Source organism: Pseudomonas zeae (assembly GCF_014268485.2).
Lineage (GTDB): Bacteria > Pseudomonadota > Gammaproteobacteria > Pseudomonadales > Pseudomonadaceae > Aquipseudomonas > Aquipseudomonas neuropathica.
This window is the reverse complement of record NZ_CP077090.1, coordinates 776,358-801,965: the sequence shown is the minus strand read 5'-3', so window position 1 is coordinate 801,965 and position 25,608 is coordinate 776,358. Positions and strand designations below refer to the sequence as shown.

17 protein-coding genes are annotated in these 25,608 nt (G+C 59.7%); 5 read left to right on the top strand and 12 right to left on the bottom strand.

Annotated features, from left to right (window positions below; translation table 11 throughout):
- Position 1: 1 nt before the first annotated feature.
- The 12 genes from HU754_RS03485 to glnE form a co-directional block, all read right to left on the bottom strand.
- Positions 2–1,441, bottom strand: coding sequence for a glycosyltransferase family protein (locus tag HU754_RS03485; protein WP_225919957.1), 1,440 nt, complete (start codon positions 1,439–1,441; stop codon positions 2–4).
- Positions 1,442–1,516: 75 nt separating this feature from the next.
- Positions 1,517–2,425, bottom strand: a complete 909-nt coding sequence (locus tag HU754_RS03480; RefSeq protein WP_095047259.1) for a glycosyltransferase family 2 protein — start codon at positions 2,423–2,425, stop codon at positions 1,517–1,519.
- Positions 2,418–4,172 carry a carbamoyltransferase family protein gene (locus HU754_RS03475; protein WP_093430132.1) on the bottom strand — a complete coding sequence of 585 codons (1,755 nt, stop codon included), beginning with the start codon at positions 4,170–4,172 and terminating at the stop codon, positions 2,418–2,420. Before HU754_RS03475 ends, HU754_RS03480 begins: the two co-directional genes overlap by 8 nt.
- A gap of 172 nt (positions 4,173–4,344) precedes the next feature.
- A complete protein-coding gene (locus tag HU754_RS03470; RefSeq protein ID WP_186621217.1) occupies positions 4,345–4,680 on the bottom strand; it encodes a YceK/YidQ family lipoprotein in 336 nt (111 codons plus the stop codon).
- Between the two features lie 119 nt (positions 4,681–4,799).
- Positions 4,800–6,251, bottom strand: coding sequence for a lipopolysaccharide kinase InaA family protein (locus tag HU754_RS03465; protein WP_186621219.1), 1,452 nt, complete (start codon positions 6,249–6,251; stop codon positions 4,800–4,802).
- Positions 6,251–7,003 carry a lipopolysaccharide kinase InaA family protein gene (locus HU754_RS03460; RefSeq protein WP_186621221.1) on the bottom strand — a complete coding sequence of 251 codons (753 nt, stop codon included), beginning with the start codon at positions 7,001–7,003 and terminating at the stop codon, positions 6,251–6,253. The genes HU754_RS03465 and HU754_RS03460 overlap by 1 nt, the downstream gene beginning before the upstream one ends.
- The gene (locus tag HU754_RS03455; protein ID WP_093430128.1) at positions 7,000–7,734 is read right to left on the bottom strand and encodes a lipopolysaccharide kinase InaA family protein; all 735 of its coding nucleotides are present in this window, start codon (positions 7,732–7,734) and stop codon (positions 7,000–7,002) included. The genes HU754_RS03460 and HU754_RS03455 overlap by 4 nt, the downstream gene beginning before the upstream one ends.
- Positions 7,734–8,540 carry a lipopolysaccharide core heptose(I) kinase RfaP gene (gene rfaP / locus HU754_RS03450; RefSeq protein WP_186621223.1) on the bottom strand — a complete coding sequence of 269 codons (807 nt, stop codon included), beginning with the start codon at positions 8,538–8,540 and terminating at the stop codon, positions 7,734–7,736. Before rfaP ends, HU754_RS03455 begins: the two co-directional genes overlap by 1 nt.
- Positions 8,540–9,661 (bottom strand): glycosyltransferase family 4 protein, encoded by a 1,122-nt coding sequence (locus HU754_RS03445; protein ID WP_186621225.1) that lies wholly within the window; start codon positions 9,659–9,661, stop codon positions 8,540–8,542. The genes rfaP and HU754_RS03445 overlap by 1 nt, the downstream gene beginning before the upstream one ends.
- Positions 9,661–10,722 carry a lipopolysaccharide heptosyltransferase I gene (gene waaC, locus HU754_RS03440; protein WP_077570514.1) on the bottom strand — a complete coding sequence of 354 codons (1,062 nt, stop codon included), beginning with the start codon at positions 10,720–10,722 and terminating at the stop codon, positions 9,661–9,663. Before waaC ends, HU754_RS03445 begins: the two co-directional genes overlap by 1 nt.
- 1 nt (position 10,723) lies before the next feature.
- Entirely contained in the window at positions 10,724–11,758 is a 1,035-nt protein-coding gene (gene waaF / locus HU754_RS03435) for a lipopolysaccharide heptosyltransferase II (protein ID WP_093430125.1), read from the bottom strand.
- A 310-nt stretch (positions 11,759–12,068) separates the two neighbouring features.
- Positions 12,069–15,008 carry a bifunctional [glutamate--ammonia ligase]-adenylyl-L-tyrosine phosphorylase/[glutamate--ammonia-ligase] adenylyltransferase gene (gene glnE, locus HU754_RS03430; RefSeq protein ID WP_186621227.1) on the bottom strand — a complete coding sequence of 980 codons (2,940 nt, stop codon included), beginning with the start codon at positions 15,006–15,008 and terminating at the stop codon, positions 12,069–12,071.
- 384 nt (positions 15,009–15,392) lie between these two features.
- Here glnE and aceE point away from each other — a divergent pair, with 384 nt between their 5' ends.
- From aceE to msrA, 5 genes are all read left to right on the top strand, one after another.
- A complete protein-coding gene (aceE, locus tag HU754_RS03425; RefSeq protein WP_007915682.1) occupies positions 15,393–18,038 on the top strand; it encodes a pyruvate dehydrogenase (acetyl-transferring), homodimeric type in 2,646 nt (881 codons plus the stop codon).
- An 11-nt stretch (positions 18,039–18,049) separates the two neighbouring features.
- Complete coding sequence (gene aceF, locus HU754_RS03420) at positions 18,050–20,011, top strand: dihydrolipoyllysine-residue acetyltransferase (RefSeq protein ID WP_186621229.1); 1,962 nt, start codon at positions 18,050–18,052, stop codon at positions 20,009–20,011.
- 275 nt (positions 20,012–20,286) lie between these two features.
- Positions 20,287–21,684 carry an alkaline phosphatase D family protein gene (locus HU754_RS03415; protein WP_186621231.1) on the top strand — a complete coding sequence of 466 codons (1,398 nt, stop codon included), beginning with the start codon at positions 20,287–20,289 and terminating at the stop codon, positions 21,682–21,684.
- Between the two features lie 252 nt (positions 21,685–21,936).
- The gene (locus HU754_RS03410) at positions 21,937–24,633 is read left to right on the top strand and encodes a putative bifunctional diguanylate cyclase/phosphodiesterase (protein ID WP_186621233.1); all 2,697 of its coding nucleotides are present in this window, start codon (positions 21,937–21,939) and stop codon (positions 24,631–24,633) included.
- A gap of 220 nt (positions 24,634–24,853) precedes the next feature.
- Positions 24,854–25,519: a peptide-methionine (S)-S-oxide reductase MsrA gene (msrA, locus tag HU754_RS03405; protein ID WP_095047250.1), complete on the top strand. Its 666-nt coding sequence runs from the start codon at positions 24,854–24,856 to the stop codon at positions 25,517–25,519.
- The last annotated feature ends 89 nt before the right edge of the window (positions 25,520–25,608 follow it).

Below are 25,608 nucleotides of genomic sequence, written 5' to 3'. Positions count from 1 at the left end.
CTTAGCGGCCGATGACCACTACAGTGGCACCTTTGCGATTGGCGAAATGCTCAAGGATGCGCAGCTTGTGCGCCACCAGCCACTCATTCAGCCAAGGCTCGTCACCCTTGGCCTCGATGAGGAAATATTGATAGTCGCCAGCGTGCGCTGCCGACATCGCTTCCTCTGCGGTCAATACCGGTATCACATAGCCACGACCGGCGTAATAGCTGATCCGCCCATCCTCGAAATACGCCTTCGCACCTGGCTCGACATGGGCCGACAACCAGCGCCCGGCCTGGACGTAATGGGTTTTGCCGGCCCCGGTGGAGATGACGTTCGACAGCATCACCAGCAAACACAGAACCACCAGCCACCTGCCCCAACGCGGGAACTCGCGAACGAACGCCGCCAGCCCCATCGCCAGCACGGGCACAAACAACAGATTGAGAAAGCTCAGGTAGCGCGTATTCATGAACTGTTGCTTGATGAAAAACAGCACCAGCACGACCAGATACAGCAATGCCGCCCAAGCGAAGGGCCGATAGTCGCGCCAGTAGACGCCTAGCACCCCCCAGTTACGCCGCAGAATGAAGGGAACGGCGAAAGGTCCCATCAACTTCACGAAACTGATGGTCATGGTCGCCAGGATGCCGAAGAAAATGATCCGCCCGGCTTCATCCTGGGAGTACTTGTTGATGAGCGAATTGGCAAACTGATCGCACAGCATCTGAAAGGACGCAAACACACTGTGCGGGGCAATCATGTCCAGATACAGCATCACTCGCGCCGACATGAGTACACCGGTTGCCGAAATGGCCAGCAGCCCCAAAACCGGCAGCAGCGAAAACTGGGCAAACTGCATCCGCCGGCCAGATGACCACAGGTTGGGCAACTGCCACAGAGCCAACGCCGGCACCAGCAACAAGGCCTCCAGCCGAAACAAGGCTGCTGCGACGATTGCCAGGTGGATGAATGCCGCGCGCAACCAGCCGCCACGGGCTTGCCAGTGCAGCGCGAGCCAAAGCGTCAGCGTGCAGAAGAACCAGAAACCGCACTCACGGATGATGTCGTTTCGAAAGGCATTCACCGCCGGCATGGCCAATACCACCAGGCACGCCCAACCGGTGACCTGCGCAGACCGCTGACGCACGCAGTCCACCATCAACGCGCTGGTGCCGGCAAAAAAGAGTGCACACCAAAGATAGGCACTCAGCTCCAGCGGCAAATGCAGGATGGAATGCGTAGCGGCCAGCAGAAAGGAAAACCAGGGCCAGTCGAAAGAAGCCCAAGCCACATTCGGCCCGTGCTCGGTGACCTGTTGCGCAATATCGATGTACAGCGCGGCATCACGCCCCACTGTTGCAGTGCCCAGGACGGCTATCAGCGATAACAGCGCGCTGCCCACAAACGCCAGCCAGACCGGGTATTTGTCGATGACTCTGGAGACTCGAGTTGCCACACTACCGCCCGTACCTTTCACCCAGCCACCTCACCGACATCCGTTACAAGGTACGCGCACATCACCGCGACCCACTTACCGAAACAGCAACCGCAAAGCCTTGCGAGTGTATGACCAGCGTGAAAACGTCCGCCAGTCTGCACGCAAAGCCTGGAAATAGAACGACCTGGCCAGCTTGTACTCGCCATGGGAATAACAGTCGCGAAACAGCGACAAACAGCGTTGTGCCAGAAACGCCTGGCGCAGATCACACATTTCTTCGGGCATTCTTCGGCTGGAAAACACTTCGCTGACGACCTGCTCCGTGCCGGCAGCAAGACTCTGGCGCAAATCATGGCGCATGCTGTCGGCGTGCTTGTGGATCAGCGCCAAAGGCTTGTCCAGAACGGTGCAGGGGTAGCGCGCCAGCACTTGGGCAAACACTGGCAGGTCCTCGACGTTGCGCAAATGTTCCGGGTAATTGCCCAGAGCGAACACTTCGCGGTGCATCGCGCAGGCACCGTTGGAAATCGACACCGTCTTGTTCAGCAGGTAACCCTGCAGGCGCTGGCGGGGCGTCACAGGCAAAGGCCTGGCCGCCTGCAAACTGCGGCGCCCGTCAGCGAACACTGACCAGTGCGCACCGATCACCATAAGGGTCTGCGGATGACTGGCAATGTGCTGCGCAAGCGCAGCCAATGCACCGGGAGCCATTTCATCGTCAGAGTCGAGAAACACCAGATACTGCCCGGTTGTCTCTTCCAGCCCCCGATTGCGTACCGACGACAATCCGCCGTTGCTTTTACGCAGCGCGCGAAAACGACCGCCATGCTTGAGCAGGAGCCTTTCCACTACCTCAGGCGTATCGTCCGTCGACCCGTCGTCGATGACCAGCAGATCCGCCGTCGTTTCATCCAATTGCGCCAACACCGACTCCACTGCACGAGGCAGCGTTCGCGCATAGTTGTAAACCGGAATGACGACGCTGATCAGTGTTTCAGTCAAGTTCGTATCCTTTCACACCCTCTTTTACGACCAGAATATCTTCCATGATCAGGTATTCCAGATCCGAACCGAAAAACATGTTCAGCGCGTCGGTCGGCGAGCAAATCATCGGTTCGCCACGACGGTTGAGCGAGGTGTTCAGCGATACGCCGTTACCGGTCAGGTTTTCCAGCGCCTTCATCATGTCGTAGTAGCGCGGGTTGTATTCACGCTTGAGGACCTGGGCACGAGAAGTGCCATCTTCGTGAACGACTTCCGGCACACGGGTCTTCCACTCGTCCGCCACTTCGAAAGTGAAAGTCATGAACGGCGCCGGATGATCGATCTTGATCATCTGTGGCGCAACGGTGTCGAGCATCGACGGGCAGAAAGGCCTCCAGCGCTCGCGGAACTTGATCTGATGGTTGATGCGGTCGGCCACGCCGGCCACGCTCGGGCAACCAATGATCGATCGACCGCCCAATGCACGCGGACCGAACTCCATACGTCCCTGGAACCAGGCCACCGGATTACCATCGACCATGATTTTGGCGATCTGTTCCGGCATGTTATCGAGCTTGCGCCACGCTGGCTTGTTCTCGTGACGGGCGCAAGCGGCGATCACGTCCTCGTTGCTGTACGACGGGCCGAGGTAGACGTGTTCCATCTTCTCGACCGGCACGCCACGGGCGTGGGACACATAGGCAGCTGCGCCGACCGCCGTACCGGCATCGCCGGACGCCGGTTGCACGAACAGTTCCTTGATGTCGTCGCGGGCAATGATTTTCTGGTTCAGTTTGACGTTCAACGCACAGCCACCGGCGAAGGCCAGTTTGCCGGTTTCCTTGAGCACGTCACCCAAATAGTGATCGATCATCTGCAGCGCCAGCTTCTCGAACAGCGCTTGCATGCTCGCGGCGTAGTGAATGTAAGGTTCGTCAGCAATATCGCCTTCGCGCTTCGGCCCCAGCCACTCGATCAGCTTAGGCGAGAAGTAGAAGCCTTTGCCCTTCTCTTTATAGCGGCGCAGGCCGATAACGTTGGCGTAGTCGGTGTTGATCACCAGCTCACCGTTTTCGAACGAGGCCAGACGCGAGAAATCGTACTTGCTGGCATCGCCGTACGGCGCCATGCCCATGACCTTGAACTCACCGTCGAGCATCTCGAAGCCGAGGAACTCGGTGATCGCGCCATACAGGCCGCCGAGGGAGTCCGGATCGAAGAATTCCTTGATCTTGTGGATCTTGCCGTTTTCACCGTAGCCAAAGAAGGTCGTGGCGTACTCGCCCTTGCCGTCGATACCGAGGATCGCGGTTTTTTCTTTGAAACCGGAGCAGTGGTAGGCGCTGGAGGCGTGAGCCAAGTGGTGCTCGACTGGTTCGATCTTGATCTTCTTCGGATCAAAACCCAATTGCTCCAGGCACCAGACAATCTTGTTGCGGTAGCGCTTGTAGCGGCGGTTGCCCATCAGGATCGCATCCAGGGCGCGATCCGGTGCATACCAGTAACGCTTGGCGTAGTGCCAGCGCGCCTTGCCGAACAGGCTGATCGGAGCGAACGGGATCGCAACTACGTCAACGTCGGACGGCTTGATGCCGGCCTGCTCAAGACAGAACTTCGCCGATTCGTAGGGCATGCGGTTCTTTGCATGCTTATCGCGTACGAAGCGCTCTTCTTCAGCCGCCGCCACCAGCTTGCCGTCGATGTACAAGGCTGCTGAAGGGTCATGGCTAAGGGCGCCGGACAGGCCAAGAATCGTCAATGCCACAGGGGTCTAGCCTCTTTAGTCTGCGTGCAGGCGCGATGCGCCTTGAAAATTGATGTGCCCTCGCACAGGGCGAGTGACAGCTAAAGGGCGGGATTATAGCGTAAACGAGTAGGGAATTACCCTGTGCGATTGCCCTCTGGGTGAATGGTCTGGAGAAACCTTACCCTGCTACTCAATAACTGCCCTTGCGCCAGTAAATACCAAGATTGCCGTCGGTGAGCTGACGATAAACCGTATAGGGCAACGCTACTGTATCGAATACTCCCGACAATGGCAGATCCAGCAACACGAATGGCACCAGAAAACCGCTGGGATCCGGCGGCGCGTTCAACACGCAGAAATCGAAGGCCAGACCGCTGTAAATCCGCGGAATGGACTGGCAATAGGTCTTTTGTTTGCGCATGTCCCGCGCCACGTCGGCATCGTCCTGCAAGACAGTCATGGCGCTGCCACAGCCAGCCAGAATCCATGAAAAAACACTCAGCGTTGCAGCCTGTTTAATGGTCAAAATTCGCCCTCCAAGGTCGTTGGGCAAATTAGCATCGGGACTGAACAGGGCACAGTTCATGGCTTCTGGCGAAGCTGTAGGACAAGTCGCTGAATCTTGTCCTCTACTGCTGGTTTGTCTCAGGCCACGCTGGAAATGTCTTTCGGCAAACGCAGATCAATAATCTGATACAGCGCGCTGCTTTCGGGCCAGTTGCGCATGAATCGCGCACGGTCACGGGCATAGGCCGGCGCGAAACTGCCGACAGATCCATGCTGGCACATCGAGTCCAGATCGATCAGCGCCCAGCGATCCTGCTGCCAGAACAGATTGTGTCCCTTGAAGTCGCCATGGCTGATCCGCTCTTCAATCAATCTGGCGAACAACTGATCCAGCGCCTGCAACTCCGCGTCCGGCGCTTCACCGCTTTCAACGTAAGGCGCAAAACGCTCGATGATATCCGGCCCCGGCAAGAACTCGGTCACCAGATACGCACGGCTGCGCAGCCACAAAAAGCGCTGTTCCAGCACCGCCAGCGGTTTGGGTGTGGCGATGCCGAGAAACGCCAGGCGATTGCCTTCGCGCCACGAATGCCAGGCCCGACTTGGCCGCCAGAAACGCTTGAGCCAATGCGCAAAGCCCTTGATGTTGTAGCGCTTGATCACCAGCGTGCGCGCACCGGCCTGAACCTTGCCAACGCTCGCCGCACCACCAGTCTTGTACAGGTGACCCTGATCAAGCAACGCGTCGGCCTGCTCCAGCACCGGCAGCATGGCTGACTCTTCTTCGCGACGGATTGCGCGCAGAGCGAACGCTCCACGCTGCACACTGAACAGCGTGCACTCGCGACCGACCTTGATCAGGAAGTCTTTCAAACGCCAGCGCCGCACTTTGTCGATCTGTTTCTGCAAGGCCTCCAGCGGCAACGCGTGCTCGCTGTTGCTCAACAGGTAATACACCAGCAGTTCTTCAGTGAACGGTTCCAGCGCCTTGGGTAACTGGGCGAAAAACACCCCGAGATTTTCCAGGACTTTTTGCCGCGATAACGGCTGGCCGGCGGTTTCTGCGCAAATCCCGGCACCGTCAATCAAGTACAACTGGTCGCCGTGGCGCAACAGATTGTCCAGGTGCAGATCTTCCTGCCAAAGCCCTTTGCCGTGCAATTGGCCAATAGCGCCCAGCGCCTCGGCCAGCACCGCCGATTGCTCATCGGCCAACACCGGCAGCGACTCGACTTTCGCCCAGGCATCGCCAAGGCTTTCGGCACCCTCAAGGAAATCGAACAGCAACCAGCCACCTTCGTCATTTTGCAAACCATCGGCCAGTAGCAGCGGCGTGGTCAGGCCTTGCGCAGCCAGCAAGCGCACGCCTTCCAGCTCGCGCTGAAAATGCCGGGCAGCTTTGCCGCCGACCAGCAATTTGGCCAGCACCGGACGCCCGCGCCAGACACCAGCACCAACGTAACGCTGTCCCGGCAACACCCGCAGCAGACTCAGCAATTGCAGATCAGCACTGCCGGCGGCATCGGCCAGCGTCACCGTCAGAGGCAGTTGCGGGGCTCGCCCGACAGCGGCCAGCTCGGACAATTGCATCAGCGCGTCTCCTTGTGACTGCGGCGCGCAGTCAGCCGGGCGAGCCAGCTGTCGAGCAGCGTGCTATCGGTCGACTGATCGAGATAAGCCGCCAGCAACTCACGCAGTTGTGCCTCGTTCCATTCCGGCGCGCGGCGTTGCAGCGGCTCCAGATCCTTGATCCGGTCGCGCATGCCAAACAACAACGGTCGGGTCTTTTCCAGGTCGATCAATTGCGCCTGATACCCGTCACCGGTTGCCCGCAGAAAAATATGCTTGGGATAGAAGCAGCCGTGCACCTGACGCACACCGTGCAGATGCCGAGCCAGCAATCCACAAGCCTTGAGGATGGCTGAATGCTGTGCAGCACTGAGCTGCGCCCAACGCTGCAACAGCGATTCCAGATCACTCCAGCCATCGAGTGCCCGAGTCAGCAGAATGGCACGGACTTCGCCGTTGACCTTACGCTCACCGAAAAACGCCGCTTGCAGCGCCGGGATACCGAGCTTGCGATAGCGACTGATATTGCGAAACTCGCGGGCAAAGCTTGGCTCGCCGAAAGGCGCGTGCAAGGTCCGCGTCAGGTAGTTGCTCTGGCGCTTGAGGTAATAACCCTGCCCTTCAAGATCCAAACGGAAGACGCTGCTCCAACCGCCACGGGCGGTATTGGGTTCGTCCACGGCCTCAAGCTGCTTCGCCCAAAGCGCGTCAAAAGTGCCGAGACCATGGCGCTCAAGCAGTGCGCGGTCTTCAGCGGCGAGAAAATCAGTCATTCGCGTCCCTCGAAAAATCTCACCACGTGCCGAATCCGTTTCTTGTCGGCGCTATCAAGCCGATCGCACTGGCGGTACTGCTTATAGAAGCGCAGGCGTTGGGTATTGGACAGGTGGTATTTGGCGAGTTTATCGAGACAGGCCAGATCCTTGGTGATCCGATACTTGAGCCAGAAGCCGCGCCAGAACTCGCCGTTAGGGCAATCGATCAGAAATATCCGCGCCTGATCATCGATCAACAGGTTGCGCCATTTCAGATCGTTATGGGTAAATCGGTGATCATGCATCGTCCGGGTATAGCCGGCCAATTGCCGACTGACGCCGTCAACCCAGGCGCGATCCTTGAGTTTCGGATCCTTGCGCTCGGCGAGCGCCGAAAGGTCTTCGGTGTCGGGCAGTTCACGGGTGATCATCGCGCCACGATCATACGCCGCGCCACGTCGTTCCAGGCCCCAGGCCACCACTTCAGCGGTGGGAATGCCCCACTTGGCGAAGCGCTTGAGGTTCTGCCATTCCATCTTCACCCGCGGCTTGCCGAGGTAACGGCGCAAGCCTTTACCAGCGCCGACATAGCGTTTGACGTAATAATTGACACCGTTGCGCTGCACGCGAATCACTTCCGACAGCGGATCACGGGTCAGGCGTTCGCCCTGCAACGCAAATACCGCTTCGAGACTGCCGAAGTCTTCGGCGAGCTCGCTGTATTGCGGCTCGAGAGTCCAACCCGCCATCAGAGCGCATCCCCGTAACGCTGTTTACGCGCGTAGAGTTTGTTGGCCTTGCCTTCCAGCCAGCTCAGCAACGGCGCTTCTTCAGCCAGGATCTGGCGCAGCGGTTGCTGGAAATAGCCTTTGAGGAAACGCAGTTTGTCGCGGCGGGTCAGGCCGATGTCCAGCGCGGAAAAGTACAACGCGGCCAGATCTTTATTGCGCCAGCGCTGCGTGATTTTCGTGCGGGTCTGGGCACGGTGCAGGTCGATCACTGAGAGTTTGAAGTCGTCTGGCGTCACCGGTTTATCAGTGTGCAGCAGGAAGTGGCAGATATAGCAGTCACGATGGTTGACGCCAGCGCGGTGCATCATGCCGGTCATGCGCGCGACTTCGGCGATCAGCGCGCGCTTGAGTTTCGGCTCGGGCGGCTGCTTGATCCAGTCGATGCTGAAGTCTTCGAGGCTGACGGTCGGCGCCAGTTCTTCGGTGACGATAAACGAGTGCTGATCTGCCGGGTTACTGCCCTTCTCGCCGTAAGCCACGGCAGTCATGGTCGGCACGCCGACTTCCTGCAGACGCTGAATGGCTTGCCACTCCTGGCCCGCGCCGAGAACCGGCAGCTTGGCGGTCAGCAGATTCTTGAAGATCTCGCCCCAGCCGATACCTCGGTGGATCTTGACGAAAAATCCGTTGCCATCGACTTCCGTGCGCAGTGTCCGGCGTGCTTCCAGCTCGCGGTATACCTCGCCCTGCAAGCCTTCGACTTCAGCGAACGGGTCGCGGCCGGCCCACAGGCTCTTGAACGGTTCAGCCAGCATCAACTTCATTAAGCGTGCTCCGCCAGAATCACATCGGCCGCGTGCTGCGGCATGCTGTAGAGGTCGGCCGTCTCGGCGAAGGCCAGACCATTGCGGCTCCAGGCCGCCCGTGCAGCGTCGTCATGCAACATTTCAGTCAAGTATTGCGTCAGTTGCGCCTGATCGAACGGTTCGTCCAGCACTCGCCCGGCATCCGCCTCGGCAATGTAATGGGCGTAACCGCAGACCGCGCTGACCAGCACCGGCAATCCGGCGACCAGCGCTTCCAGCAACACCGTGCCGGTATTTTCGTTGTACGCCGGATGGATCAACAGATCGGCGCCGAGCAGGAAACGCGGGATATCGCTGCGCCCCTTGAGGAACGTCACGTTGTCGCCCAGACCCAAAGTTGCACTCTGCATCTGGAATAATTTGGGGTCATCCTGGCCGATTACAAACAGCCGGGTGCGTTTCTTCAGTTCGGCAGGCAATGCAGCCAGCGCTTTCAGGCTGCGATCGACGCCTTTGGTCTTGAAGCCGGAGCCGATCTGCACCAGCAGCAGTTCGTCGTCTTTGAGATTGAATTCAGAGCGGAAACCGGCGCGAATTTCAGCGGCATCCGCCGGGCGGCGACGATCCTGGGCAATGCCCGGTGGCAGCAGGTGGAAACGCTCCAGCGGCGTGTCGTAATGCTTGATGAACAGCGGCTGCTGCACTTCGGAAATCATCAGCACTTCGGTCTTCGCGTCTTTGGCAAACACCGCGCGCTCGTACTCGGCGAAGTGGCGATAGCGACCCCAACGACGGTACAAAGAGTTGCGCAGGTTCTGCGCCTTGTCTTCGAAGCAGCCGTCGGCGGCGTAGTAGACGTCCAGCCCCGGCATCTTGTTGAACCCGATCAGGCGATCGACCGGGCGCTTGGCCAGATCGGCTGCCATCCACGCGCTGAGTTTTTCATTGCGACGATGGTTGAAGAATGCCTTGACCGGCGCCACCAGCACTTCGAAACCGGGCGGCACGTCGCCTTCCCAGATCAGCGTGTAGACGCGAATCTGGTGCCCGCGCTTCTGGCATTCAAGGGCGATGCGCATGAAGTCGCGCTGCAAGCCACCGAACGGGAAATATTTGTACAGGACGAATGCCAATTGCATCAGCGCAGCTCCTCAGCCATTAACAACGTGCTCAGTCGGCTGGCGACACGCTCGGGGTTCAGACGCGTGAAGCAAAGAGGCTGTTCACGCTTCAGGTCAAACTGACGGGCATCCTGCGCGGTCGGTTGATAGGTACATTTCTTTTGCAGGCATGGCGCGCACGGGAAGTCGCTGGCCAGGTGAATCTGCAGCTTGCCGTAAGCGCCGGTCAGGCCTGGGTTGGTCGGGCCGAACAGCGAGATGGTCGGCACGTCCAGCGCGGCGGCCAAGTGGCCGAGACCGGTGTCCACCGCGACGCAGGCTTGCGCACCGGCGAGGACTTTGCCGACGCCGGCCAGATTGAGCTTCGGCAGCACTTCGGCGTGTTTGAAACCGGCGGCGATGCGTTCGGCGCGGGCCTTTTCCTGCGGGTTGCCCCACGGCAGTTTGACACCGACGCCGAGGTAGCCGACGCGCTCGGTCAGTTCACGCCAGTAACTTTCCGGCCAGTGTTTGGTGTCCCAGGTGGTGCCATGCAGGAACACCACAAAGGCATTTTTGCGCGGCAGTTCGACCAAACGCTCGACGTTGAGGCCGTAATCACCCAAGCCTTTCGGCAAGTCGTAGCCGAGAGCGATGGCGAACAGTTGGCGCACGCGCTCGACGGCGTGCTGACCGCGGGCCACAGCCAGTTTGCGATCATAGAAACGCGAAGCCATCGGCTCGCGCGCCGAACCTTTATCGAGACCGGCCACCGGCGCTTTGACGTAACGGGTCAGCCAAGCGCTTTTCAGCAGGCCTTGAGCGTCGATCACCAAGTCGTATTTATTGGCGCGCACACTTTGTTTGAAGCGTTTCCACTCGCCGCTGGTGATGGTTTTCCAGAGGTTTTTGCGCCAGCGACGGATCGCCACCGGAATCACTTTGCCAACGGCCGGGTGCCAGGTCGGGATCTCGGCAAAGCCTTCTTCCACCACCCAGTCGAACTTGATCCCAGGGATGGCCCGGGCGGCGTCGGTCAGCGCCGGCAACGCATGAATCACGTCACCCAGCGATGAAGTCTTGATCAGCAGTACCCGCAACTTAATGAACCTCGACCACAGAGCCCTGCAACTTCTGCAAGGCATCGTTGACCGCATCCGGCATCAGCTGGCGCAGGCAGTTGTAATGACCGAAACGGCAGGTGCGGTCGAAGCAGGGGCTGCAATCGAGGCCCAGACGAACCACTTCGACATGCTCGGCCAGCGGCGGGGTAAAACCCGGCGAAGTCGAACCGTAGACCGCCACCAGTGGACGGTTCAGCGCAGCGGCAACGTGCATCAGGCCGGAGTCGTTGGAGACCACCGCGTCGGCGCAGGACATCAGGTCGATGGCCTCGGCCAGCGAAGTGCCGCCGCTGAGGTTGACCGATTCTTCACGCAGGCCAGGAATCAGTCGAGCACGGATATCTTCACCGACCGCATGATCGTTCTTCGAACCGAACAGCCACACCTGCCAGCCTTCACGAATGCGCGCTTCGGCGACTTTGGCGTAGTGCTCGGACGGCCAGCGCTTGGACTCGCCAAACTCGGCGCCAGGGCACAGGGCCAACACCGGGCGGTCGAGGGTCAGGCCGAACTTGGCCAACGCTGCTTCGCGAGTGACCGGGTCGATTTGCAGGCTTGGGCGCGGATAAGGCTTCGGCAGCTCGGCGTTCGGCTCATAGGCCAAAGCCATGAACCGCTCGATCATCAACGGATAGCGTTGTTTGTCGAGGGTGCGCACATCGTTGAGCAGGCCGTAGCGGAATTCGCCGCGCCAGCCGGTGCGTTTCGGAATGCCGGCGAAAAACGGCACCAGCGCCGACTTCAGCGAGTTGGGCAGCAGGATCGCCTGATCGTACTGACCACGCAGGGATTTGCCGATGCGCCGACGCGTCGCCAATTCCAGCGCGCCGTGGCCGAGCGGGAAGCTCAAAGCCTTGCGCACTTCGGGCATGCGTTCCAGGATCGGCCGGCTCCACTCAGGGGCCAGGACGTCGATTTCGCATTGCGGATGGCGCTGTTTGAGACACTGAAACAGCGTCTGTGCCATCACCATGTCACCGACCCAACTGGGCCCAACGATCAGAATATTCATGTGGTTTCCAAAAACGAACCGGGGAGGCATTTACGCCTCCCCGCCTCGAGAATCACTGAGGGAGCGGCATTGCTTGCGATGGGTCATTACCTTCAACATGACTGTCGACTGTCACTCCGCTATCGCGAGCAGGCTCGCTCCCACATGGTTTTGCATCTGTTCACCTATCTGCGACTCAGCGCAGATCACTGTGGGAGCGAGCCTGCTCGCGAAGGGGTCGGCACATTCAACATCTATGCTGACCGACCTACCGCTTTCGCGAGCAGGCTCGCTCCCACCTTTTGAATCTCATTGCCTTCATTGGCTTGTTTCAGCTTAGCCCCATCTCTTTCCATATCCGCAAAACCTGCCGCCGTTCTTCGGCAAACTGATCGCCCGATATCACCCCGGCGTCCTTCTGCAACGCCTGCCGGTGAGCGGCGGAGCGGTAGGCTTTATAGGCCTCGCGCAACAGGCTGGCATCTTCGGCAGGCATCAGCCCTTCGTGTTCCAGCTCTTCCAGAATGCGGATGTTATCGGTCCAGCGCAGCAATGGCGGGTGGCTTTGCGACCACGCCAGAGCCGCGTATTGCACCATAAATTCAATATCGACGATACCTCCGGCGTCCTGCTTGAGGTCGAAGGGCGCTGTGGCGTCGAAGGCATTTGCCGCCGTACCGGCCGCGGTGCTCTTGGTGCCGAGGTTATCGCGCATCTTCGCGCGCATCTCACTGACCTCCTGTTGCAACTTGGCCAGATCGCGCGCCTTGCCCAAGACCTGCGCGCGGACGCTCTCGAACGCCCGGCCGACATCCTGACTGCCGACCAGCACCCGCGCCCGTACCAACGCCTGATGTTCCCAGGTCCAGGCTTCATTTTCCTGATAGCGGGCAAACGCCCCCAGCGAACTGACCAACAGCCCCGAAGCACCGGATGGCCGCAGACGCATGTCCACTTCATAGAGCTGACCAGAGTTGGTCTGCGCCGTCAGCAGGTGAATGATCCGCTGCCCCAGGCGCGTGAAGAACTGCGCGCCATCAATCGACTTCGGCCCGTCGGTTTCCGCCTGCGGATCGCCGTCGTGGATAAACACCAGGTCCAGATCCGAACCATGCCCCAGTTCCAGGCCGCCGACTTTGCCATAACCGACAATGATGAAGCCGGGATCGCACAAGGTGCCGTCGGTGCGCAGCGGCGTGCCGTACTTGGCCACGGTCTGGCGCCAGGCCAGGGCCAGCACTTGCTCGAGAATCGCCTCGGCCAGCCAGGTCAGGTAATCGCTGACTTTCATCAGCGGCAGGCTGCCGGCGATTTCCGACGCTGCCACGCGCAAGCGGTGCGCCAATTTGAAATGGCGCAAGGCTTCCATTTGTTGTTCGAGGTCGTCTTCGGGAATCCGCGTCAGGCGCTCGCGCAATTCAGCCGCCAGTTCCGGTGCCAAGGGCGGCTTGAACAGACGCCCTTCGTTCAGCAATTCATCAAGCAGCAGCGGGAAACGCGTAATTTGCTCAGCGATCCACGGGCTCGCGGCGCACAACGTCAGCAAGCGCCGCAACGCGCCGGGGTTTTCCGTCAGCAAGACCAGATACGCCGAACGCCGGGCCACCGCTTCGACCAGCGGCAACACCCGCTCAAGCACCAGATCCGGGTTGGCGTGTTCCACAGCCTGTGCGAGCAGACGCGGAATAAAGGCATCCAGACGCTCACGCCCCAACCTCTGCATCGCGCGCAATTGCGGGCTGCTGCGCAATCCGGCCAGCGCTTTCAGAGCTTTGCTGGCATCAGCAAAGCCGCCCTCCTCCAACTGCCGGCACGCCGCCTCTTCGTCTTGCGCCTCTTCCCACAGCGGCAGCCATTCACCGCCGACCACCACTTCACTTTCGGCGTTTTCATCCTCGTCGGGATCGGCAATCACCTGGGCGAAGTGCCAAGCGACGCGACCGCGCCAGAACATCAGTTTTTCATGGAAAGAATCCCAATCGGCAAAGCCGAGCATGAAGGCGATGCGCGCTTGATCCTGCGCGCCATCCGGCAGCATCTGGGTCTGGCGGTCGGCGATCGCCTGAATGGCGTGTTCGGTGTAACGCAGAAATTCGTAGCCCTCGCGCAATTCGCTGATCACCGCTGGCGGCAGATAACCCTGCCCTTCCAGCGTGCTCAGCACCTTTAATAGAGGACGCTGTTGCAGGCTCAGATCGCGGCCACCATGGATCAACTGAAAAGCCTGCGCGATGAACTCGACCTCGCGGATGCCGCCTGAGCCGAGCTTGATGTTGTCGGCCATGCCCTTGCGCCGTACTTCCTGCTGGATCAACTGCTTCATGGTGCGCAGCGCTTCGATCGCCGAGAAGTCCAGATAACGGCGGTAAACGAACGGCCGCAGCATGTCGAGCAACTGCGCACCCGCCACCTGATCGCCGGCCACCACCCGCGCCTTGATCATCGCGTAGCGTTCCCAGTCCCGGCCCTGATCCTGGTAATACTGCTCCAGCGCATTGAAGCTCAGCACCAGCGCGCCAGATGAACCGTAAGGGCGCAGGCGCATGTCGACGCGGAAAACGAAGCCGTCGACGGTCATCGGATCCAGCGCCTTGATCAAGCGCTGGCCGAGACGAATGAAGAATTCCTGATTATCCAGCGAACGCTTCACGCCAACGGTCTCGCCGCCCTCGGGGTAAGCGAAGATCAGATCGATGTCCGAAGACAGGTTCAACTCAACGGCGCCGAGCTTGCCCATGCCAAGGATGACCATTTGCTGCGGCTCACCGCTGCGGCGGCCGGTCGGCGTGCCGAACTGCTCGCAATGGCGGCTGTACAACCATTGATAGGCCTGGTCGATGGTGGCGTCGGCCATGTCCGAGAGATCCCGGCAGCTCTGTACCAGATCGGCCTGGCGGGTGAGATCGCGCCAGATGATCCGCACTTGATGACGGGCGCGCTGGCGGCGCAGGGCGCGACCGAGTTCATCTTCATTCTGGGCAGCGTTCACCGCAGCGGCAATCTGCGCACACAATTCACCCGGCGCGAAGGCCCGGTCGAGTTCGCCGGACTGCACCAGTGTGAGCAACATCAAAGGGTCACGAACGCTCTGTTCAATGACGAATTCGCTGGCGGCGGTGACGCGGGCGAATTGCGCCCAGCGCTCTGGCGTCCAGTTCGCCAGGCCGTGATCGTCTTCCAGCGCGGCGACGGCCGTACGGAACGACTGCTCCGATCGAGTGACCAACGGCAGGAGAATGGCGGGCAGTTCGGCAAGCACGGGCAGGGTCATGGTCTATCCTTGATCGGCGTGTAAATGGCCGCTTGTAGTGATTGGTGAAAAGCCGCTACCCGAAAGACTGTCGAACAAAAGTTAGAAATAGCTGAAATTTCTTTATCGTTGGCAGCGAACATCAAAGTTTCACCTTTTTCGGATGGTAAAAGACCAACCTTAACGATTATTCTCACAACGCAGCCGGAGGCCACAAGCCATTCTTCTGTAGTTTTACTACTCGTCTATACATTCGAAAGGCTGAAATGCCGGAAGATTTGTAGTAAAACTACACGCCGCCGGAACAACCTATCGGCAATCCAAGAATTTTAAATCGTCTGCCCACAAGGCCAGTCGCAAACTCAGGCAACCGATTCTGGAAGCCTTTCCGCCCTGGAGCAAGCCATGCAAGACCTCGATCCCGTCGAAACCCAGGAATGGCTGGACGCCCTGGAATCGGTTCTCGACAAAGAAGGCGAAGACCGTGCTCACTATCTGATGACCCGTATGGGCGAACTCGCGACCCGCAGCGGCTCGCAGCTCCCTTACGCCATCACCACGCCTTACCGCAACACCATCCCGGTAACCCACGAAGCACGCATGCCTGGCGACCTGTTCATGGAACGCCGCATTCGCTCGCTGGTACGCTGGAACGCGATGGCCATGGTAATGCGTACGAACCTGAAAGATTCTGACCTGGGTGGTCACATCTCCAGCTTCGCTTCCAGTGCGACCCTGTATGACATCGGCTTCAACTACTTCTTCCAGGCCCCGACCGACGAACACGGCGGCGACCTGATCTACTTCCAGGGCCACACTTCGCCAGGCGTTTACGCCCGTGCGTTCATGGAAGGCCGCATCACCGAAGACCAGATGAACAACTTCCGCCAGGAAGTCGACGGTCAGGGCCTGTCGTCCTACCCGCACCCTTGGCTGATGCCTGACTTCTGGCAGTTCCCGACCGTATCGATGGGTCTGGGTCCAATTCAAGCGATCTACCAGGCACGCTTCATGAAGTACCTGGAACACCGCGGTTTCATCCAGCCGGGCAAACAGAAAGTCTGGTGCTTCCTGGGCGACGGCGAGTGCGACGAGCCGGAATCCCTGGGCGCGATCTCCCTGGCCGGCCGCGAGAAGCTGGACAACCTGATCTTCGTCATCAACTGCAACCTGCAGCGCCTCGACGGCCCGGTTCGCGGCAACGGCAAGATCATCCAGGAACTCGAAGGCGTGTTCCGCGGTGCTCAGTGGAACGTGACCAAAGTCATCTGGGGCCGTTTCTGGGACCCACTGCTGGCCAAAGACGTCGACGGCATCCTGCAACGTCGCATGGACGAAGTCATCGACGGCGAGTACCAGAACTACAAAGCCAAAGACGGCGCGTTCGTCCGTGAACACTTCTTCAACACGCCAGAACTCAAGGCGATGGTTGCTGATCTGTCCGACGACGAGATCTGGAAGCTCAACCGTGGCGGCCACGACCCGTACAAGGTCTATGCGGCTTACCACGAAGCGGTCAACCACAAAGAACAACCAACCGTCATCCTCGCCAAGACCATCAAGGGTTATGGCACCGGTGCCGGCGAAGCGAAGAACACTGCGCACAACACCAAGAAAGTCGATGTCGACAGCCTGAAGTTGTTCCGCGATCGTTTCGACATCCCGGTCAAGGACGAAGAGCTGGAGAACCTGCCGTTCTTCAAGCCAGAGCCAAACAGCGCCGAAGCCCGCTACCTCAGCGAGCGTCGCACTGCACTGGGCGGTTTCGTGCCTCAGCGCCGCGCACAAAGCTTCAGCGTACCGACGCCTGACCTGGACACCCTCAAGGCCATCCTTGATGGTTCCGGCGACCGTGAAATTTCCACCACCATGGCTTTCGTGCGAATCCTCGCGCAACTGGTCAAGGACAAGGAAATCGGCCCGCGCATCGTTCCGATCATCCCGGACGAAGCCCGTACCTTCGGTATGGAAGGCATGTTCCGTCAGCTCGGCATCTACTCGTCCGTCGGCCAGCTCTACGAGCCAGTCGATAAAGACCAGGTGATGTTCTACAAGGAAGACCAGAAAGGTCAGATCCTTGAAGAAGGCATCAACGAAGCAGGCGCCATGAGTTCCTTCATCGCTGCCGGTACTTCGTACTCCAGCCACAACCAGCCGATGCTGCCGTTCTACATCTTCTACTCGATGTTCGGCTTTCAGCGTATTGGCGACCTGGCCTGGGCTGCCGGCGACAGCCGTACCCGTGGCTTCCTGATCGGCGGCACCGCCGGCCGGACCACCCTGAACGGTGAAGGCCTGCAACACGAAGATGGTCACAGCCACCTGTTGGCTGCAACCATCCCGAACTGCCGCACCTACGATCCAACCTACGGCTACGAGCTGGCGGTGATCATTCAGGACGGCATGAAGAAGATGACCGAAGAGCAACAGGACATCTTCTACTACATCACCGTGATGAACGAGTCGTACCAGCAGCCAGCCATGCCGGCCGGTGCCGAAGAAGGCATCAAGAAAGGCATGTACCTGCTCGAAGAAGACACCCGCGATGCGGCGCACCACGTCCAGCTGATGGGCTCCGGCACCATCCTGCGTGAAGTCCGTGAAGCGGCGAAGATCCTGCGTGAAGAGTTCAACGTCGGCGCTGACGTGTGGAGCGTTACCAGCTTCAACGAACTGCGTCGCGACGGCCTCGCTGTCGAGCGCAGCAACCGTCTCAAGCCGGGCCAGAAGCCTAAGCTGAGCTACGTCGAAGAGTGCCTGAACGGCCGTAAAGGTCCGGTCATCGCCTCTACCGACTACATGAAACTGTTCGCCGAGCAGATCCGTCAGTGGGTACCGTCCAAGGAATTCAAAGTCCTGGGCACCGATGGTTTCGGCCGCAGCGACAGCCGCAAGAAACTGCGTCATTTCTTCGAAGTTGACCGTCATTTCGTGGTGTTGGCAGCCCTGGAAGCACTGGCTGACCGTGGTGATATCGAACCTAAAGTCGTGGCTGAGGCCATCGTCAAGTTCGGCATCGACCCGGAAAAACGCAACCCACTGGACTGCTGAGGAGACATTTTGTGAGCGAACTCATTCGCGTACCTGACATCGGCAGCGGTGAAGGTGAAGTAATTGAACTGTTTGTGAAGGTCGGCGACCGTATCGAAGCCGACCAGAGCATCCTGACCCTGGAATCGGACAAGGCCAGCATGGAAGTGCCGGCCCCGAAAGCCGGCGTCATCAAGAGCCTGAAAGTGAAGCTGGGCGACCGTCTGAAAGAAGGCGACGAACTGCTTGAGCTGGAAGTCGAGGGCGCCGCTGAAGCGGCCCCTGCTCCTGCCGCTGCGCCGGCTGCAAAAGCGCAGGCCAAACCGGCTGCCGCGCCTGCTGCCGCTGCACCAGCCGCTGCCCCTGCTGCCGCTTCGGTTCAGCAAGTGCACGTGCCGGACATCGGCTCTTCGGGCAAGGCGCAGATCATCGAGATCCAGGTCAAGGTCGGCGACACCGTCGAAGCTGATCAATCTTTGATCACTCTGGAATCCGACAAGGCGAGCATGGAAATCCCGTCGCCTGCCGCTGGCGTGGTTAAAGCCATCAGCGTCAAGCTCAACGACGAAGTCGGCACTGGCGACCTGATTCTGGATCTGGAAGTGGCGGGTGCTGCGGCCCCTGCGGCTGCCGCTCCGGCCCAGGCTGCTGCACCGGCCGCTGCCGCTGCGCTTGCTCCGGCAGCCGCGCCAGCAGCACCGGTGGCTGACAGCGTTCAGGACATCCACGTTCCGGACATCGGCTCGGCTGGCAAAGCCAAGATCATCGAAGTGTTGGTCAAGGCTGGCGACAGCGTTGAAGCCGACCAGTCGCTGATCACCCTGGAATCCGACAAGGCGAGCATGGAAATCCCATCGCCTGCCGCTGGCGTGGTGGAAAGCGTTTCCATCAAGCTGGATGACGAAGTCGGTACCGGCGACCTGATTCTGAAGCTGAAAGTCAAAGGCGCAGCGCCTGCTGCTGCCCCGGCTCCAGCTGCCGCTGCTGCTGCTCCGAGCGCTCCGGCACCTGCCGCTGCTGCTCCGGCTGCTGCACCTGCTGCTGCCGCTCCAGCCGCCGCACCGGCCAAGCCGGGCGCCAAAGTTCACGCCGGCCCAGCCGTGCGTCAACTGGCCCGTGAGTTCGGCGTCGAGCTGAACGCTGTCGGCGCCAGCGGCCCGCACGGTCGTATCTTGAAAGAAGACGTGCAGGTTTACGTCAAAGCGATGATGCAGAAGGCCAAGGAAGCACCGGCCGCTGCTGGCGCAACCGGTGGCGCGGGCATCCCGCCGATTCCGGTCGTCGACTTCAGCCGTTTCGGCGAAATCGAAGAAGTGCCGATGACTCGCCTGATGCAGATCGGCGCGTCGAGCCTGCATCGCAGCTGGCTGAACATCCCGCACGTGACTCAGTTCGATTCGGCTGATATCACCGAGCTGGAAGCCTTCCGCGTTGCACAGAAAGCCGTTGCAGAGAAGGCTGGCGTCAAGCTGACCATCCTGCCGCTGCTGCTCAAGTCGTGCGCGCACATGCTCAAGGAGCTGCCGGACTTCAACAGTTCGCTGGCGCCAAGCGGCAAAGCGATCATCCGCAAGAAATACGTGAACATCGGCTTCGCCGTCGACACTCCGGATGGCCTGCTGGTACCGGTCATCAAGAACGTCGACCAGAAGAGCCTGCTGCAACTGGCAGCCGAAGCCGCTGCGCTGGCCGCCAAGGCCCGCGACAAGAAGCTGACTGCTGACGACATGCAGGGCGCCTGCTTCACCATTTCCAGTCTTGGCCACATTGGCGGCACCGGCTTCACGCCGATCGTCAACGCGCCGGAAGTGGCGATCCTCGGTGTTTCCAAGGCAACCATCCAGCCAGTCTGGGACGGCAAAGCCTTCCAGCCGAAACTGATGCTGCCGCTGTCGCTGTCCTACGATCACCGTGTGATCAACGGTGCCGCTGCCGCACGCTTCACCCAGCGTCTGGGCAGCCTGCTGGCGGACATCCGCACGATCCTGCTGTAACTCGATCGGCCCTCCGGCAACGGAGGGCCGATTGCTGCACCCTTTCGAGCGCCACACGCTCGTACCTCAACCCCGTCAGTTTGGCGGGGCTTTTTTTTGCCTGAAGAATCACCTCCCTCGTCTTTTTCCCACACGTCGCGCTGACATCGGCCACAACTCCGGTCGACTTGGCACCGATCTTTTTTATTCGATACGCAACTAACCTAGGCGCAACCAATTCAACTAATAAAACTTAGTGAACCCTGTTAATTCAAGTTAATTCGAATGGAATCGACATGTTAAAACCAACTATCGGCCCAATTACCGGCCACGTTACAACTGATCATGGGCGCATCTTCATGCGTGGCGATCGTCAGAACAACTCGCCGGTATTTGCCGGGATTCGTTATCGCGCTTTCAGCACACAACATTGGTCCAAAGGTAACTTTGCGCAACTGAGTGAATTACGCGACATGTCACATGTGTTCGCCCTCAACAACTTGAGTGCCGACACCGAATATGAATATCAGACCGGCTGGTTCAGCCCGATGAATCCGGTGCATACGCCAGACAGCGTTGCCGAGTTGCCGTTGCAATGGCCACGGGAAATCTATCGCCTGCGCACCCGCTCCAGCAAAGCCCTGCACCCCAGAGCCTACATCGTCGGCTCCTGCCGCTACTTGCGCATGACTGCTGGCATTGCCTCCCTGCCGCAACTGGGTGACCGGATCTTTGCATCCATCAATCAGCTCATCGAGGGCATACAACCCCCGATCAGCGCGGTATTGATGACAGGCGATCAAATTTATGTGGACGACTTGAACCTGGTCGCACCGGATCGCGAATACAAAGACATTCTCAACAAGTACCGCGCCGCGTTTTCCCAACCCAACATTCAACGGTTGATGTCTGGCACGTCGACTTACATGATTCTCGATGATCACGAAATCGAAGATAACTGGCCTGCCAATGCCAGCAAGTCCGACGGCGACTTGTACCGTAACGCAATGGCTGCCTATGAGTTGTATCAGGCCAGTCATAGCCCGGTACATCCACTGACAACTAACGGTAAAATAGATCACTCGACACTTGAGCATTACTGGTATCAATTCAGCGACGGCGATATCGAATGGTTTGTCACCGATAGTCGCACCCGCCGCAACTTGTCAGCCGATGACCGACGCATCCTCGACGAGGCACAGGAACAGGCCCTGCTCAAATGGCTGAGCCACAGCACAGCGCGGGTCAAGTTCGTGGTCACCAGCGTGATGTTCTATCCCGATCGCAAACGCCACGGCGATGACGCCTGGAAAGCCTTTCCCGAACAACGTCTGCGCCTGCTGGAAACCATCCGCACCCGGCGAATCAAGAATGTCGTGTTCATTTCCGGGGACGTGCATGGCTCGCTGACGGCTCGTTTGACACACAGCGAAGACCCGGACTTCGAAATCCACACGGTGGTGTCCTCGCCGCTGTGCAACAGCAAACTGCTGCCATATGCCAAAGCGTCCACGTTCATCCTGGATCAGCCGCTGGTGCGCACGGCGGCGGGCGATTATCGGCATGAACTGACCAGCACGGTGGTGAGTGAAGACAATTTCGCCCACTTGGTGGTCGAGGCTGATCAGCTTGTGGTCAATTACCATGATCGGGATGGAAAACGGCTGCAGTCGATCGCCATAAAGCTGCGCTAAGCCTTAAAGATCGCAGCCTTCGACAGCGCCTACAGAGGGCGCATTCCCCTGTAGACACTGCCCAAGGCTGCGATCTTTTACTCTTTTCAACGACGTGCTGGAGAAATGCCCGACGCAGCCGACATATTCTTATAGCACTTGGCCTTCATGTCTCTTGTCAGTCAGTGCCGCAATGATGCAACCTTGCCGCAGGCAACAGTAAAGAGGGCGAGAGCCCGGCGCGTTCAGCATATTTCCAAGCGAGTTCCCTTCATGAAGAGCCAACCCGATGCCGCCAGCCGTATGGCGGCCGAGGTAGTGACGCAGTTGCCTGTGCCCTCGCGGCTCGGCATGCTGCGTTTCGAGCGCTTGAATGAAGCCAGTTGGGCGATGCTGTTTCTCGATCCCAACTGTGAACGCCAGTTCGGCCAGCCGGCCGTTGAGCTTTGCGCCCTGGTCGGTTCACCCTACGCCAGCCTGATGGAACCCGAAGCGCGCTATCAACTGCACGACGCGATCCAGCAGCAACTGCGCGACAGCCCGCATTATCTGGTGCGCTATACCCTGCACACCGCCGCAGGCAAGCTGAACATCCTCGAATTGGGCGAAGCGTATAAACAGCACAATCGTCATCTGCTGCGCGGCTATCTATTGGCGGTCGATGATGTGTTCTACGAAGTGCCGCAGGTGCCCTGCGTCGACCTCGAAACCCAGAATTCGCGCCTGCAAATCGCCCTTGAACTCAATCAACGCGCCCAGCAGGAACAACTGCAGCACCTGGAACGCGTGCGCGCCCAGCAGGACTTGATTCTGCTGCTCGCGCGCCAGCGCTACAGCACGCACAACTCGTTGCAGGAAGCCGCCGAGCTGATCACCCGCTGCGCCTGCGATATCTATGAAATCGACTGCGCCAGCTTGTGGAACCTCGAAGGCCAGCATCTGGTGCCGATCTCCGCGTACCACCGCGCGACCCAGGAATACATCCTTCCGGACGTGATCGACATCAGTAGCTTCCCGGATTACATGGACGCCCTGCACGGCAGTCGCGCCATCGATGCGCACAACGCGATGCGCGACCCGCGTACCCGGGAGATGGCCGAAGCCCTGCGCCCGCGCGACGTCAACGCCATGCTCGACGCCAGTATTCGCGTCGACGGGCAAGTGGTCGGCGTGCTGTGTCTGGAACAGACCGGCGTCACCCGCGCCTGGCAGTCCGACGAAATCGCCTTTGCCGGTGAGCTGGCTGACCAGTTTGCGCAAGTCATCAACAACCACAACCGCCGCACAGCCACCAGCGCCCTGCACCTGTTCCAGCGTGCAGTCGAGCAAAGCGCCAACGCGTTTTTGCTGGTCAATTGCGACGGCGTGGTCGAGTACGTCAACCCGAGCTTCACCGCGATCACCCAATACACCACCGAAGAAGTCCACGGCCAGCGTCTGTCCGAGCTGCCGGCGCTGGAAAACCTCAGTGAACTGTTGTTCGACGCGCCCTCGGCGCTGGCCAAGAGCAACAGCTGGCAGGGCGAATTCAAAAGCCGCCGCAAGAACCTCGAACCGTACTGGGGTCAGCTGTCGATCTCCAAGGTCTACGGTGACAACCGTGAGCTGACGCATTACATCGGCATCTACGAAGACATCACCCAGACCAAACTGGCGCAGCAGCGCATCGAACGACTGGCCTACACCGACAACCTGACCAACCTCGGCAACCGGCCGGCGTTTATCCGCAATCTGGACGAACGCTTCGCCCGCGATAGCGATACGCCGATCAGCCTGTTGCTGGTCGACATCGACAATTTCAAGCGGATCAACGACAGCCTCGGTCACCAGACCGGTGACAAGCTGCTGATCAGTCTGGCCCGGCGTCTGCGCAACAGCCTGAGCCCAAGTGGCAGCCTCGCGCGGTTCGCCAGTAACGAGTTTGCCGTGCTGCTCGACGACACCGACCTGGCGACCGGTCAGCAGATCGCCAACCAATTGCTGGCGACCCTCGACAAGCCGATGTTCGTCGACAACCAGTTGATCAGCGTCACCGGTTCGGTCGGCCTGGCCTGCGCGCCGCTACACGGTCGCGATCCGCAAACGCTGATGCGTAACGCCGGCCTGGCGCTGCACAAAGCCAAGGCCAATGGTAAACATCAGGTGCAAGTCTTCACCGAAGCACTGAACGCCGAGGCCAGCTACAAACTGTTCGTCGAAAACAACCTGCGCCGCGCCCTGACCCAGAACGAGCTGGACGTGTTCTACCAGCCCAAGCTGTGCCTGCGCAGCGGTCGCCTGCTGGGGATGGAAGCGCTGCTGCGCTGGAATCACCCGGAGCGCGGCATGATTCGCCCGGACCAGTTCATCAGCGTCGCCGAAGAAACCGGCCTGATCATTCCGATCGGCAAGTGGATCGCGCGTCAGGCCTGCCGCATGAGCAAGGCGTTGACTGCCGCCGGCATGGGCAATCTGCAAGTGGCGATCAACCTGTCGCCGAAACAGTTCTCCGACCCGGATCTGGTGGCCTCCATCGCCAACATCCTCAAGGAAGAAGCGCTGCCGGCCAATCTACTCGAACTGGAACTGACCGAAGGCCTGCTGCTGGAAGCCACCGAAGACACGCACTTGCAGCTCGACCAGCTCAAGCGCCTCGGGCTGACGCTAGCCATGGACGACTTTGGCACCGGTTACTCGTCGCTGAGTTATTTGAAGAAATTCCCGATCGACATCATCAAGATTGATCGCAGCTTCATCCACGAAATTCCCGACAACCAGGACGACATGGAAATCACCTCGGCGGTGATCGCCATGGCGCACAACCTGAAACTCAAGGTTGTGGCCGAAGGCATCGAAACCGCCGAACAACTGGCGTTCCTGCGCCGCCACCGTTGCGATGTCGGACAGGGTTACCTGTTTGACCGGCCGATTCCGGGCGCAGAACTCATCCAAGCGCTGAAACGCTACCCGCGCGGCCCGCTCTGCCTCTGATCACCACAAGCTGTTCCTCTAGAAGACACTCCCCTGTGGGAGCGAGCCTGCTCGCGAAAGCGGAGTGTCAGTCAACATCAACATCGCCTGACCCACCGCTTTCGCGAGCAAGTCGAATCGTCGCACCGTCGCCCCCACATTTGGAGAGTGCGAAGTCGGGCATCATTCGGCACACTGGCGGTCTGACTTTTCACATCCAACCTGACTGAGAGGAACGATCATGGTTCTGCGCTCGGAAATTCTGGTGAACAAGAACGTGCTCCCGACTAAAGAACAAGCTCTGCCCGGCCGCGAAACCGCGATGACCCTGCCTGAAAAGCACTTCGTGTTTGAAGAAACCCCGCTGCTTGGCCCGTTTTTCCAGGACGTCGACTTTGCGATCTTCGGTCTGGGCTGCTTCTGGGGCGCCGAGCGCCGCTTCTGGCAGCGTGAAGGCGTGGTCAGCACGGTCGTCGGTTATGCCGGCGGTTTCACGCCGAATCCGACCTACGAAGAAGTCTGCTCGGGCCTGACCGGCCACGCTGAAGTGGTGCTGGTGGTGTATGACAAGGCCAAGGTCAGCTACGAAGAGCTGCTGGCGATGTTCTGGGAACTGCACAACCCGACGCAGGGCATGCGCCAAGGCAATGACATCGGCACGCAGTACCGCTCGGTGATCTACGCAACCTCGCCTGAGCATCTGGACGCGGCGCTGAAAAGCAAAGCGGTGTATCAGGCGGAACTGTCGAAGGCGGGTCTGGGCGAAATCAGCACCGAGATCGAACAGGCGCCGACCGTGTACTTCGCCGAGGCGTATCACCAGCAGTATCTGGCGAAGAATCCTGAGGGTTATTGCGGGATCGGCGGCACCGGCGTGTGCATGCCAGCGAGTCTGGCGGGTAACTGACCCCGCCGCCGATCGTTCCCCCGCTCTGCGTGGGAATGCCTCAATGGACGCTCTGCGTCCGCTGTTGGGACGCGGAGCGTCCCGGGCTG